This window comes from Enterococcus sp. M-BR2 (genome assembly GCF_056612775.1).
The window spans coordinates 355,100-369,214 of the sequence record NZ_CM152743.1; the positions used below are offsets into that span (position 1 = coordinate 355,100).

Annotated in this window: 12 protein-coding genes; 10 read left to right on the top strand and 2 right to left on the bottom strand. The window is 38.7% G+C overall.

Annotated elements, in window-relative coordinates; genetic code table 11:
* The first annotated feature begins 17 nt into the window (after positions 1–17).
* From AC1F25_RS01730 to AC1F25_RS01750, 5 genes are read left to right on the top strand one after another with little or no spacing between them, the layout of a single operon-like run.
* Positions 18–413, top strand: coding sequence for a hypothetical protein (locus AC1F25_RS01730; protein WP_479994194.1), 396 nt, complete (start codon positions 18–20; stop codon positions 411–413).
* Positions 413–685 carry a hypothetical protein gene (locus tag AC1F25_RS01735; RefSeq protein ID WP_479994195.1) on the top strand — a complete coding sequence of 91 codons (273 nt, stop codon included), beginning with the start codon at positions 413–415 and terminating at the stop codon, positions 683–685. Before AC1F25_RS01730 ends, AC1F25_RS01735 begins: the two co-directional genes overlap by 1 nt.
* Positions 654–1,694 (top strand): lipase, encoded by a 1,041-nt coding sequence (locus AC1F25_RS01740; protein WP_479994196.1) that lies wholly within the window; start codon positions 654–656, stop codon positions 1,692–1,694. The genes AC1F25_RS01735 and AC1F25_RS01740 overlap by 32 nt, the downstream gene beginning before the upstream one ends.
* An 11-nt stretch (positions 1,695–1,705) precedes the next feature.
* Positions 1,706–2,029 (top strand): hypothetical protein, encoded by a 324-nt coding sequence (locus tag AC1F25_RS01745; protein WP_123856467.1) that lies wholly within the window; start codon positions 1,706–1,708, stop codon positions 2,027–2,029.
* Positions 2,022–2,288 (top strand): hypothetical protein, encoded by a 267-nt coding sequence (locus AC1F25_RS01750; protein WP_317547690.1) that lies wholly within the window; start codon positions 2,022–2,024, stop codon positions 2,286–2,288. The genes AC1F25_RS01745 and AC1F25_RS01750 overlap by 8 nt, the downstream gene beginning before the upstream one ends.
* A gap of 162 nt (positions 2,289–2,450) precedes the next feature.
* Here AC1F25_RS01750 and AC1F25_RS01755 read toward each other — a convergent pair whose 3' ends face one another.
* Positions 2,451–4,796: a transglycosylase domain-containing protein gene (locus AC1F25_RS01755; RefSeq protein WP_479994197.1), complete on the bottom strand. Its 2,346-nt coding sequence runs from the start codon at positions 4,794–4,796 to the stop codon at positions 2,451–2,453.
* Positions 4,797–5,074: 278 nt separating this feature from the next.
* Here AC1F25_RS01755 and AC1F25_RS01760 point away from each other — a divergent pair, with 278 nt between their 5' ends.
* Together AC1F25_RS01760 and AC1F25_RS01765 are read left to right on the top strand one after the other, a co-directional pair.
* Entirely contained in the window at positions 5,075–5,977 is a 903-nt protein-coding gene (locus AC1F25_RS01760) for a deoxyribonuclease IV (protein ID WP_479994198.1), read from the top strand.
* 210 nt (positions 5,978–6,187) lie between these two features.
* Positions 6,188–7,963: a hypothetical protein gene (locus tag AC1F25_RS01765; protein WP_002308629.1), complete on the top strand. Its 1,776-nt coding sequence runs from the start codon at positions 6,188–6,190 to the stop codon at positions 7,961–7,963.
* Between the two features lie 308 nt (positions 7,964–8,271).
* Here the strand turns inward: AC1F25_RS01765 and AC1F25_RS01770 are convergent, their stop codons facing one another.
* Positions 8,272–9,858, bottom strand: a complete 1,587-nt coding sequence (locus AC1F25_RS01770) for an Nramp family divalent metal transporter (protein ID WP_002320293.1) — start codon at positions 9,856–9,858, stop codon at positions 8,272–8,274.
* 250 nt (positions 9,859–10,108) lie between these two features.
* Between AC1F25_RS01770 and AC1F25_RS01775 the strand changes: the two genes are divergently transcribed.
* The 3 genes from AC1F25_RS01775 to AC1F25_RS01785 all read left to right on the top strand — a co-directional run bounded on the left by AC1F25_RS01775 (position 10,109) and on the right by AC1F25_RS01785 (position 14,010).
* Positions 10,109–10,333 (top strand): YneF family protein, encoded by a 225-nt coding sequence (locus AC1F25_RS01775; protein WP_002291670.1) that lies wholly within the window; start codon positions 10,109–10,111, stop codon positions 10,331–10,333.
* 141 nt (positions 10,334–10,474) lie between these two features.
* The gene (locus AC1F25_RS01780; RefSeq protein WP_479994199.1) at positions 10,475–12,226 is read left to right on the top strand and encodes an ABC transporter ATP-binding protein; all 1,752 of its coding nucleotides are present in this window, start codon (positions 10,475–10,477) and stop codon (positions 12,224–12,226) included.
* Complete coding sequence (locus tag AC1F25_RS01785; protein ID WP_479994201.1) at positions 12,226–14,010, top strand: ABC transporter ATP-binding protein; 1,785 nt, start codon at positions 12,226–12,228, stop codon at positions 14,008–14,010. Before AC1F25_RS01780 ends, AC1F25_RS01785 begins: the two co-directional genes overlap by 1 nt.
* Positions 14,011–14,115 lie beyond the last annotated feature (105 nt).

Genomic DNA, 14,115 nt, shown 5'->3' on the forward strand with positions numbered 1-14,115 from the left:
AGAAAGGAGGCACGTTCTTGCCCCGGAAAATAAGAAAATTCAGCTTAGCCATTTTGTTAATCGTCATATTAGGAATCGGAGGGAAAGTCTATATGGACAAAAGAGAAGTGCAAAAACAGCAAGATTTACTCGCAGTAGAGAAGCAGTCAATTAAAGTTTTGAAAAATACTTTTGCGGATATCAAGGAAGTGAAGATTGAAAAATCTGCTCGAAATGAAATGACGGGTTCATACCGGATAGTTATTCTAATGACTAATAAACAAGATCAATCGATTTATTTTTCTTATAGTTTTTGGAAAGAAAGAAATGAGATAGGAAGTTACGGAATAGTTGATGAAAAAAAGCAAAAAGAAGGAAATACGCTCAATAAAGTTAAAGTAACTTACTCTAATGGAAATGAGGAAAGTATTTAATGATTACTGACAAACAATATAGTGAATTAAGTGATGCTGTTTACTGGCTAGATCCTAAACATAGAGACTATGTACCTGAAATGCAAGAAAATTTAAGTTTTAAAATTAACGGCACTATGTATAAAATCCTAAAAATCAAAAACTCCTTCGACGGCATGCAGGCGATGGCTGTAGCGCCAATCAAGAACGGTAAAGTGGATATTTCTCAAGTAGTGATTGCCTTTGCAGGAACGAACTTAAGTGATTGCCTTTGCAGGAACGAACTTAAGTGATTGGAAAGATTTGGAAACGGATGCAAGAAGTATCATGAATCTCTACGGGAATAGACCAGGAGCAAGTTTTTCTGAAAAAGCAACAACAAACAAGATTTTATCCGTTAGTGGATTGAAAACAGCGGGGCAAATCAATTCAGCGATTGCATTTGCTAATGAAGTAAAAAAGGAATATGGAGAAGCTGCTATTTCTACTACCGGCCATTCATTAGGTGGATTCTTAGCATTATATGTAGCAGCAGAGAAACAATGGAAAAATGTCGGCTTCAACGGGCCGGACCCGTATGATCTCTTATCACCAGAAGCAAAAAAATGGGTGGAAGAAAATCCCGGTATGCTCACCAATTACCGAAATCACGCCGATTTTATCGGTAATTTTGGTGGTAATGGCACAGGTGCTGAAGTTCGGATCAGTATGGAAACAGCATTCTTGAATCTGCTTGCTTCCCACAGTTTAACCTCTTGGAAGTTTGATGAAAATGGAAAGCTGATTATTCCTGAAAATAAAAACAATGTTAAAACTCGAAAACAACAGAAAGAAAACCAAGCGACCCAGTTGTTTTCCTATCAGTTGCAAGAACTGAACAACATACGTAAAAAACTACGATTAAGTGGCGGCCGGCTGACAGTTAATGAACAAATTTACTTAGATGACACACAAGCTAGGTTAGTAGTGGAAAAGTTATCGGCAAAAATGAAAAGCGCTATGGAAGAAGTTATCCGCATCAATCAAAGAGGAATTTTTGAGCTAGAGAAAAAATGGCAAGAAGGCTTGCGGCAAGCACGTGTTGTCGCCCCTTCGTTGACTGAACAGGAAATCATAGAAGCATTAGCTAGTGTGGGCGCCACAAAAGAGAACTTAGTCGATTCTGCGAAAGAAGTCTATCTGCTACGAATCAATAAGGCAAGACGTATGGGGGAGGCCTTTGATACATTGGCGAAGGAGATCCAAGACAAAATCAATGAAATCGTGGCACGAGATCGAGAATTAGCACAGCAATTCAATTAAAGGAGAAGTAGATGAAACTAGAAGAATTGGAAAGAGATTATCGAAGTGAACGAAGACAATTAGAAGCTCAAGAAGATGAATTGATCCACTTTAAGAATCAAGGATTACGATTGATGGAGCAAGAGGAGCAGCGACTGCATCATGTATTAAAGAACTTAGCTTTAGATAATGAGCCTCTGTTTCAAGCAAGACGAAGTTATTCGAATTATCAGGAGCATTATCAACAAGCCCTACAAGTAGAACGACGAAAACTCTATCAGCAGCAAGATGAACTAGAACGTTCCTATAGTCAAAAAATCAGACAAATAACTATGGAGAAATCATCTTATGAATGAATTTTTAATGCAATTACTAAAAGAATTAGAGAAAAATCTACATCGATCAAATGTACGTTCAGTGGGTATGGGGATATCTCAGCAAATTTGGGCAGAAAAACAATTGACAGATCAAAACCACCAAATGACTGCAGAAGAAGCTGCTCAAGAATTTTCTAACCGACATGCACACTTAAAAGAATCAGTAAAAGGGCAATTTGCAGAAAAACTAACCGAATTATTCCAAAGACAAGAAAAGAAATTAAAACAGTTTCGTTAGTAAAGTTATATAGAAAAATTTTGTGAAAATGGTTTTTCACATTTTTACATAAATTTGTCTTAATATCGTAGATGTAAGCTTTTGAACACCATTTATTCGGAAAAAGGGAGCTGTGACAAGATTTTTGTCGCAGCTCCCTTTAATTCTGATTAATCTATTAGATCAATCATCTTTATCGTCTGATTCTTTGGTCTCTGGATTCGCTCTAGCATAAGCTGAAGCGGTGTTCCAGTAATCTGTATAGTTTTCATCAGTACCGCCAACGCCGAATTTAAAGGCGCTTTTCTTCGGACCATTTTTTGCCCAAAGTGATTCCACTGTTTTTCCTGGCGTTTGGATAGATTTTTTATTGACAGTAACTTTTCCAGCTGTTTGTCCTGTGAACCCAGATACTTTTTTCTTCATCACATCGGATGATAAGTCAAATTTCTCATCAGTGCCGAAAATCTCAGGGTTTGCTTGGTAAGCTTGATTGATTAGATTGGCAAGATAATTAGCCGAACGTATCCTTGCTTGGCTGTCCATTCCAGTATTGTCATCGTGTCCTGCCCAGCTACTGATAGTGATAGACGGAGTAGAGACGATCAGCCATGAATCTCTGTATTCGTTGGTAGAACCAGTTTTTCCAACCCAATCTGCTTTTCCTAGATTTCCGTTTAAGCTTGAGATGACATCTTTGAATGGTGTAGTGATTTTTTCATTGATCACACTGCGCATCATGTCATTCATGATCGATGCCGTTGCTTCGGAATAAATACGGACAGAATTACTTTCATGTTTATAAATCACATTACCTGCATTATCTGTGATGGAATCAATGATATAGCCTTCTTCGTAGACGCCACCATTTGCTAAGACCTGGAATCCATTTGTCTGTTGAAGCGTCGTTACATCTACTGTCCCTAAAGGAGCCGATTCAACGCCCCAATTATCATTTGCTGGGTAGTTCATCTTCGCCAAGTAGTGCTCGTAAGCATATTGTTTCGATCCACCGGAATTCAATACGTCTTGGTATAAGTGATAAGCTGGGATATTGTTGGACCATTCCAGTGACTCACGGACGGTTTGGAAGGTGTTCGACCCTTCATTGGTCGCATTGACGATTTTCTCGCCAGCATTTTCTCCTTCTTGCCAAGTCGTTGCATAATCTGATACACGGGATTCTGATCCGACAAGTCCCATATCGATTGCAGGACCGTAAACAAGAACCGGTTTGATGGATGAACCAGCTTGACGTTCTGTATCAAAGGCGTGGTTATTTTGATTCTGGCTGTAATTCCGGCCACCCACGAATCCATAGATACGTCCGGTTCTGTTATCCATCAATACATTTCCAGTCTCCACTTGGCTACCAGCACCATCATCTAACATGTAGCCATAATTTTCTACGCCGGTTTGCAATGCAGCATAGATATCTTTATCAATCGTCGAATGGATCGTATATCCTTTGTTTTGGATCGTTTGCTGTGCTTTTTGATAATAAGCTTCACTGACCGATGAATCTGACATATCAGCATTATCTTTTTCTGCCAATTGTTGTGCAATAATCCTTGTTGCTTCGTTCATCACGGTATAATACAAGAATTCTCTGTCAGTCTGTTCCGCGATTTGTTGTGGGAGAAAGTCTTTTGTAAGATCATAGGCTTTCGCTTCTTCGTATTGTTCTTTCGTAATTTGTCCTTCACGGTACATACTGAATAAAACAAAATCTTTTCTGGCAAGACCGGCAGAAAGATCTTCTTTTAGCGCGCCTGTATTCGTGTATGGACTATACGTGATAGGGCTTTGAGGCAAACCAGCGATATAAGCAGCTTGCGGCAGAGTCACATCCTTTGCATCTACACCAAAGATTCCTCTAGCAGCTTCCTGGACTCCAGCAATATTTTGCCCCTTATTATTCCGACCAAATGGTGAGACATTCAAATACGTAGCAATGATCTCATCTTTTGAAAAGTGTTTTTCTACTTGTGCAGAAAGAACGATCTCGTTTGCTTTACGTTTGAATGTTGTTTCATCGGTTAGGATCTGTTGTTTGACTAATTGCTGTGTCAAAGTGGATCCTCCAGACGAGCCGATGCCAGTCGCTTCTGAAACTAGTGCTCGTAAAACAGCTTTAGGGACATAACCTTGGTGTTTATCGAAGTATTCATCTTCTGTACTGATAATCGCGGTTTTCAATAAAGGCGAAATCTTATCAGATGAAATAGTCGTCCGCATCAGATCTGTCTGGATTTTTGATATCTCTGTATTATCTGCATAAACAATCTTTGACGTTTCCGTAATGTTTCCTAGTTCTGTCTGCAGTTCTTTTTTAGTCGGCAATTGTGTGTCTTCGACAAGATAGGCAAAGTAGCCAGCACCTATTCCGATACCTAGAGCTGCGAACAACAAAAGAAGAACAGTAATAAAAACAGTCAATGATTGAAACACTCTAAAAATAATCTTAGGAACAAACCATTTTTCTTTTTTTCTTCTATTCTGTTTTTTTCGAGTATTTTTGCGTGGCAAAAGGGTCACCTCAACTAATGGTTTTATTTCGCTAATTATAGCAAATAATAGGACAAAAAAACAGACAAGGCTGTTTTTGACAGGAATTTCTTTTTCGAATGAGATAAAACGTGAGGAAATGATCTTTTTTATGAAAGAGTTCTTAAGCTTTTCTTTAGGGAAAGTTTCAGTTACTATGGAGAACAGGGCAAAGAAAAACAAACCATTTTCTTTGTACATCATCTTATCAATATACAGGAATTGTTCGAAACAATTGCCTTTCAAGGAGGAATCCATCCATGTTATTAGGCTCACACGTCAGCATGAGCGGAAAGAAAATGCTGTTAGGCGCGGCAGAAGAAGCAGCCAGTTACGGATCTTCGACCTTTATGATCTATACAGGCGCTCCTCAAAATACTAGAAGAAAAGCTATCGAAAAGATGAATATTGATGCCGGAAAAGCATTTATGGCAGAAAACGGACTAACAAATATCGTCGTTCATGCGCCTTATATCATTAATTTGGGAAATACGATCAAACCAGAAATGTTTCCATTTGCTGTACAATTTCTGAGAGAAGAGATTGTCCGTGCGGAAGCTTTAGGTGCTACTCAAATCACCCTTCACCCAGGCGCTCATGTAGGAGCAGGGGCAGAAGCTGGGATTGCTAGAATTATTGAGGGGTTGAATGAAGTTTTGACAAAAGAACAGACGGCACAGATCGCTTTGGAGACGATGGCAGGGAAAGGTACGGAAATCGGTCGAACATTTGAGGAATTAGCGCAAATCATCGATGGAGTAAAATTGAATGAAAAATTATCCGTTACTTTTGATACATGTCATACGAATGATGCCGGATATAATATAAAAGAAGATTTTTCAGGTGTAATGGAAGAGTTTGATAAGGTCATCGGATTAGATCGGCTTAAAGTACTGCATATCAATGATTCTAAAAATCCACAAGGTTCTCATAAAGATCGGCATGCCAATATCGGTTTTGGAACAATTGGATTTGACACATTGAACAAAATCGTCCATGATCCAATGTTTGACAACATTTCGAAAATATTAGAAACCCCATATGTCGGTAAAGATAAAAAGAAAGCTTACGCACCATATGGAAAAGAAATTTCCATGTTCAAAGCGCAAGCATTCGATCCCGAAGTGTTCCCTGAGTTATTAGCAGAAGAAGTCACACTTTAAGTTTTCTACCTGACAGCAACAAAAAAGGATTGGGCAGTCTGCCTTGTCCTTTTTTGTTTAAGAAACAAAGGAGTGCTTTTTGCATTCGTTTTCGCCATGCTCCTTTTGCCCCCTCTTTTTAAATTCAGACAAACAGGGTATACTGATAGAAAAGTAAAAAACGAAAAGTTTCACAAACAAGTAGCAAAACGTGATTGAAAGGACGAAAAGATGCTGAACATTTTAAACCCCTTGATCGACCAACTAAAAAAGAAACATACATACTTTATTCTTGGCATAGCCGTATTATTTACAATTATTCGGTTGTATTTATATAGTAAAGCAATCTATGGAACAGATATGTCGGCGACCTATGATGATCAGCTGCTGATTCACTATGCTCAAAATATTTTGGATGGTAAATGGCTAGGGGAGTACACGACTACGACACTTTCAAAAGGGATTTCCTACAGCTTGTTTTTAGTACTTGCACATAAACTGCATCTTTCTTATGCAGTTTTATTCGGCATGTTCAGTATTCTTGCCAGTATATTGGTTGCACTAGCGTTTAAACCAATCGTGAAGAACAAGTATCTTCTTTTAAGTATCTATTTTTATTTTTTGTTTTCTCCGATTAGTTTTACACATGAATATTCCACTCGAACATATCGTAATGCTCTCGTGATCCCGACTGTTGAGATCATTATCGCTTGTTTACTAGCTATTTATTACCGCAAATATAATTCCAGCAAAAAATTGCTGCCGTGGTTTTTAGGGCTAGCTGTTTCTTTTCCTTTCTTTTGGTTCATTCGCGAAGATTCCATCTGGCTTCTTCCTTTTACTGTAGTCGCGTTAGGCATCAGTTTCGTTCAGATCTTGCTAGGACAAGACTTTTCTTTCAAAGAAGCAAAGAAGTTAAAAGAACGACCATTTCTCCTTTCGAAACAAGAATGGCTGAAACTTTCATTGTTTTTACTCCCTCTAGTCGGTTTCTCCATCGTCTATCAGTGGATCGAATATAAAAACGAGACAACATATGGTATTGCAGCCATCAATGACCGTTCGAGTGGCGAATTTGGACGTTTGATGAAACAGCTGATCCGAATAGATGACGAAACAAACTTAAATAAAGAAAACAGTGAGATATGGGTCTCGCATGCTGCATTAAATAAAGCTTTAGACGCATCTCCTACATTTCATACTGTTTCTACTCGTATTGACGAATTGTATACGACTCATGCGTGGACCCAAGGCGGAAAAGTAAAAGAATTACCAGGAGATATCATTTTTTGGGCATTGCGAGATGTGGTAAGCGAATCTGGTTATTACCAAAACAATGCAAAAGAAACCAATGATTTTTGGAAAAAAGTCAATCAAGAATTAGAAGAAGCCTATCAAAAGGGAACTATCAAAAAGAAAAAAGAATTCTATCTGATGGGATCAGGGGATGGAAAGACGATGAATGATCTGCCAATCGTATTTGATTTTCTGAAATCAGGATATGCTTATGCATGGCGATACAAAGATTTCCATCAAGGGGGGAATTATAGTTTTGGGACGCAAGAACAAGTCGAACAGGCACAAGAATTATTGAATCTTCCACTAATGGATAATTGGATCGATAGCAGTGATCCGAGAACACCTGATTTCCAGTTGACAAAAACAGCAAAAGTCGCGAATGTCATGATAAAAATTTACCAAGTTCTGGCCATTCCCGTGCTGATTGCTTCAATAGCAGGGATATTACTTATGATACTAGGAACCGTATTTGCAAAAGCTGATCGTGCCTATTATAGTTCCTCTTTGATTGTAGTCATCGGATTAATACTGACACAATTGGTTTTTCTTTTCGGTGTCTCGTGGTTTTGTTCTTATGCGCCAGAAAAAAAGGATTATTTTTTAAGTGTCTACACTGGCGCAGGCGTGCCATTAACGCAATTCATCGCAGTAACAAGCATGCTAGTTTTTAGTAAATTGAATCTGAAAAAAGCTTTATCTTCCAAATAAAAAGGGAACTGTGACAAAAGTCTTGTCGCAGTTCCTTTTTCCGAATAAACGGTGCTCAAAAGCTTGCATCTGCGGTAATAAGCTCAACCAAACGTAAAATATGAGGAACTATTTTTGTTTGGCTGTTCTTATTACTTGATGCAGGACAGCTTTTTCACAACCTCTGATACACGGTGTTCCAGAAGTAACTTCTTCGGAAATAAACCGAAATTTCACAAAAATTTGAAAAGCAATTTTCTTAAATTCCTTCTTATTTCTTGAAGCTGCCCACTTCTGTCACAACCTCCTTTGTGTAAAAGAATCAGTTTCTATTCGATTTCTTCTATCGTTTCTTGCAAACGCTGTTCATATTTTTTGTTTCCTTTATATAAATCACCAATCGTCCATGCCAACAGGAGAAGGACAAGAACAATGATTACATAGGCGATTTGATCAGCCAATGCTAGTTGAGCTGAGGTGGCTTGCTCGCCGAAGAAACTTTCGATTTGACCTGGTAATCCTCGTAAGTTCAAGTAAGTCAGACTAATCACAGAGAACCAGCCAAGAAGTTTTACAACAAATGAATTTTTGAATCGGCTCCCCATCTCCGCTTGGCTATTGGTCATCATCAGTAAAGGAATCATCGAGAATGGCAATGCAAAAGCCAGAAAAACTTGGGATTCATTCATCAAGTTATTCAAAGCGGTATGTTCTTCTATCGTTCCTTTTGTACTTGTAAACAAAACACAAATCAATACAGGAATCACAGAAAGCAATCGTGTGACTAGTCTTCTTAGCCAAATCGGGATACGCATATGGATGAAGCCTTCCATGATGACTTGACCGGTCAACGTACCAGTAATAGTAGAGTTCTGGCCAGAAGCAAGAAGTGCTACAGCAAATAAAGTAGACAAGATACCAGATTTTGCTACAGCAATCAAGATACCATTGCTCATAGCTGATGGATCAGATAAAGCTTCATACAGACCAAAAAAGGAAGGATCTTGGACAGAACCGGTTTTGAATACAGCGACACCCATGATCAATAGCAGTGCATTGACTAGAAAAGCCATTGACAACTGGATATTAGAATCCCAAGTAGAAAAGCGTACCGCTTGTGCAACATCTTCTTCGTCTTGGTGATCGATCTTCCGAGTTTGAGAAACTGCTGAATGAAGATATAAGTTATGCGGCATGACTGTTGCACCAATAATCCCTAAGGCTCCAGTCAGCGGAGTTTCACCGCCGATGACCGGTGAGTCTGAGAATGTATGACTGTTAGGGATAAAGCCGGCAAACAAACTGTGCCAATCAGGGTTAGACAAGCCAACTTGATAGACGAAAACGAATAAAATGACGAAAATCAAGCAGACAACCAAAGCTTCGATTTTACGAAACCCGACTTTTGTCAGCAATAAGAGGACGAAAACATCTAACACAGTGATAAATACGGCAATCACTAATGGAATATCAAAAAGCAGGTAGAGGGCGATTGCTGCACCAATGACTTCTGCGATGTCTGTTGCCATAATGGCTAATTCAGTCAAGATCCATAAAATGACACCCAATGTCTTACTTGTCCGTGCTCGAATTGCTTGGGCCAAATCCATTTGGGTCACGATTCCTAATTTTGCTGCCATATATTGTAAAAGCATAGCAATCAGACTAGACATCAAAATAACTGACATCAATAAATATTGGAAATTTTGTCCACCAGTGATCGAAGTGGACCAGTTACCTGGATCCATATAACCCACTGCTACTAATGCACCTGGTCCAGAGTAAGCAAGAAGTGTTTTAAAAAAACTTTTTCCCTTGGGTACATCCACTGTTCCATTTACTTCAGCTAAAGATAAACCATTTGTATGTTCAATAAGTCGATGCTTATGAAATTGTTTGTTGGATTGATTATTCAAGAAAAAACCACCTTTCCTATTTATCTACGATTACATTCTACACCTCAGAAAGAAAAAATTAAAGAAAAAGATTCGGTATGCCTAATTTTTTTTCGTGGCGTGTCTTGCTGGTTAATGAAAGAAATTTTGTTCTTCTCTAAAAAAACCACTATTTTTTGCATGAAACTAAAGAATACGCCTTTCTTTTTTCAATAAACTTTAGTAAAATAAATCATTGAGAGCAATTCGGAAATAGAAAGGAGAGATTTATATGGTATCAACAGGTATTGTCGTACTTATTGCTATTATTGCTTTGCTAATCGGCGCAGTAGGTGGCTTTTTCCTAGCGCGTAAATATATGAAAGACTATTTAGAAAAAAATCCTCCCGTTAATGAGGACATGTTGCGATCAATGATGATGTCAATGGGGCAAAAACCATCTGAGAAGAAAATTCGCCAGATGATGCAGCAAATGAAGAACCAAGGGAAAAAATAGGTTCTGACCCAAAGACTTTTTGCGGGCTGATTTTTTCAGTCCGTTTTTTATTTCGTAATTTGTTAGACTATTCAGACTATTCAGCAAAAAAGACAAGCACAGACAATCCTATGCTCTTGATAAAGACAAAGGAGGAGTAAAATGTCGATTTTTAGAAAATTAGGTTGGTTTTTTCGACAGGAAAAGAAACATTATTTAATTGGGATTTTCTCCCTATTCGCAGTGGCCTTGGTACAGTTAGTTCCTCCAAAGGTGATTGGGATCATCATTGATGAGATTGCCGATAAAAATTTATCAATAAAGATCATTTCCTGGTGGATCTTATTATTGATCCTTGCAGCTCTCTTACAATATCTTTTTCGTTATATCTGGCGGACGAATATTTGGGGAAGTGCAGCTCGGTTGGAGAAAGAACTTCGGCAGCAGCTATTCAAACATTTTACAGAAATGGACAATCTCTTTTACCAAAAATATCGGACTGGAGATTTGATGGCTCATGCAACGAATGATTTGAATGCAATCCAGAATGTAGCTGGAGCTGGTATCTTGACCTTTGCAGATTCAGTGATCACGGGCGGAACAACGATCATTGCGATGATTTTGTTTATTGATTGGCGCTTAACACTGATTGCGCTGATTCCTATGCCTTTACTAGCCGTTACTTCACGAGTGCTGGGGTCAAAACTCCACGATGCTTTTCGTGATTCGCAAGAAGCTTTTTCTAGTATCAATGATAAGACACAAGAAAGTATTACTGGAATCAAAGTCATTAAAACATTTGGACAAGAAAAAGAAGATCTCGCGGATTTTGAAGAAAAGATTGAAGATGCAATTATTAAAAACAAACGAGTCAATTTTTTAGACTCCTTATTTGATCCATTCATTACCTTGATTATCGGTTTGTCTTATGTTGCAACAATTATTTTAGGTGGAAAGTATGTCTTGGAAGGCACGATCTCGATCGGGCAGATGGTCTCATTTATTAGCTATATCGGTATGCTTGTTTGGCCGATGTTTGCGATTGGTCGATTGTTCAACGTATTGGAAAGAGGAAATGCTTCTTATGATCGCGTCAATGAACTTTTGCATGAAAAGACGCATATCGTGGAACAACTGGGTGCAGTGCAGACCCCGGCAAAAGGCGAGCTGAATGTAGCTATTTCCTCTTTTAACTATCCGAAAGAAGAATCACCAGCATTAGAACAAATCAAATTTGTGATCCAAGAAGGAGAAACATTAGGTATTGTTGGGAAAACTGGTGCGGGAAAAACGACAATCATCAAATTACTGATGCGTGAATACGATGATTATCAAGGAAAAATCCAATTTGGCGGACGTTCGATCAAAGAATATTCATTGAATGCTTTATTAGGATCAATCGGCTATGTGCCTCAAGATCACTTCTTGTTTTCGATGACCATTCGAGATAATATCCGTTTTTCTAATCCAAAACTTTCAGAAGAAGAAGTAGAGCATGCGGCTTCTTTAGCATTTATCAACAATGAAATCAAGGAATTGCCAAAAGGTTATGATACCTTAGTTGGAGAACGTGGAGTCTCTTTATCTGGCGGACAGAAACAAAGGATTTCGATTGCTCGAGCATTGATCAAAAATCCTGAATTGCTGATCTTAGATGATGCACTTTCTGCAGTAGATGCCAAAACAGAAGAAGCTATCTTGCATAATTTAAAAGAAATAAGAAAAGAGAAAACAACCATCATTGCAGCTCACCGTTTAAGCAGCGTGATGCATGCAAAAGAAATCATTGTTGTCGATCAAGGGAAAATCATTGAACGAGGAACCCATCATGAGCTGCTTGCATTAGGCGGCTGGTATGAACGAATGTGGGAGAAACAGCAATTAGAAGCGAAGATAGAAGGAGGCGAGGCCTGATGGATGAAAATTATCAATCGGAATGGACAAAATCGATTCCACTTAAAGAACAGAAGAAGATCATCAAACGACTGATGAAGTTCGCCAAACCTTTTAGAAGAACGTTCATCGTTGCTATCTTATTTGCATTTGCCCTGTCTGTGATCAATGTCCTATTGCCAAGGATCATCCAAATTTTTATGGATGATCATCTGGCTAAACAGTCGGCTACGACACAAGTTATTTTGTTTTTTGCTGGTATGTACTTGTTTGGAGTCATAGTCAAAAGTATCATTTGGTTTTTCCAATGGTATTTGTATTCCATGGCTTCATTGAAGACCTATCAGTATGTTCGGGTAAGATTATTTGAAAAGCTGCATACACTAGGTATGCGTTATTTTGATCAGACACCGGCAGGATCGACTGTTTCTCGAGTGACAAATGACACAGAAACGCTATTTGAATTTTGGTATGTCTTTTTGATGGTATTGACTGGGATCTTTGCAGTCGTTTCTTCCTTCATTGCCATGTTTCAAATCAATGGAGAAATTGCCTTGTGGACTTTGGTGTTCTTGCCGATTTTAGGAATCGTCATCTGGTATTACCAGAAATTCAGTTCTCGTATTTACCGGAATATGCGGGAAAAATTAAGTCAGCTGAACACGAAATTGAATGAATCGATTTCCGGCATGCGTATTATCCAGCAGTTTCGCCAAGAAGCTCGTTTAGCTAAAGAATTTGAACAAGTGAACAACGAGTATTTAGACACGCGCTACGCGATGATCAAAACGAATTCGATTCTGTTAAGTCCGATCATCAATTTTCTATATGCATTGGCGATTGCGTTGGCGTTGACTTTGTTTGGGATCGATGCGATGCATTCTCCCGTAGAAGTTGGACTGATCTATGCATTTACGACCTATATCCAGGGATTTTTTAATCCAATGTCTCAAATGATGGACTTTTTGAGCACCTTTACAGATGGGATGGTTGCCGGTAGTCGTATTTTGAAAATCATGGATACAGAAGAATATGCACCGCAACAAAATCCTGGAGCAGATCAAACGATTACTTCAGGTAAGATCGAGTTTCGCAATGTAAGCTTTTCTTATGATGGAGAGCACAATGTATTGAACAATATCTCTTTTGTCGCTAATCCGGGAGAGACCGTTGCATTAGTGGGGCACACCGGAAGCGGAAAAAGCTCGATCATCAACGTATTGATGCGGTTTTACGAATTTTATGAAGGCCAGATCTTGATTGATGATCATGACATTCGAGAATATCCAATGGAAGAGTTACGTAAGAAAATGGGATTGGTCTTGCAAGATGCCTTCTTGTTTTATGGAGATATCGCAGGAAATATCCGGATGATGAATCCAGCTATCACAGACGAACAGATTCGCCATGCAGCTGAGTTTGTTCAAGCAAACAAGTTTATCGATGAATTACCAAAAGGATATCACTCAAAAGTGATCGAACACGGTGCCAGCTATTCTAGTGGACAACGACAGCTGATCACTTTTGCGCGAACAATCGTGACAGATCCTAAAATACTAGTATTGGATGAAGCGACAGCAAATATCGATACTGAAACAGAAGGATTGATCCAAGAAGGATTGACAAAAATGCGACAAGGACGGACAACGATTGCGATTGCCCATCGGCTGTCCACGATTCGGGATGCAGAATTGATTTTAGTTTTAGACAAAGGTCATATAGTAGAACGCGGGAATCATGAAACACTTCTAGCGCAAAATGGTTTGTATGCAGATATGTACAAACTGCAAAGCAGTGGTGTGTAAAAAGTGGTTGTGACAGGGCTCCGTTCAGCTTTAGGTGATAAGAAAAAAATTGTAAAAAAGGCTTTCCAGATTTTTGCATAAATTTGGCTTATCACCGATAAGCTG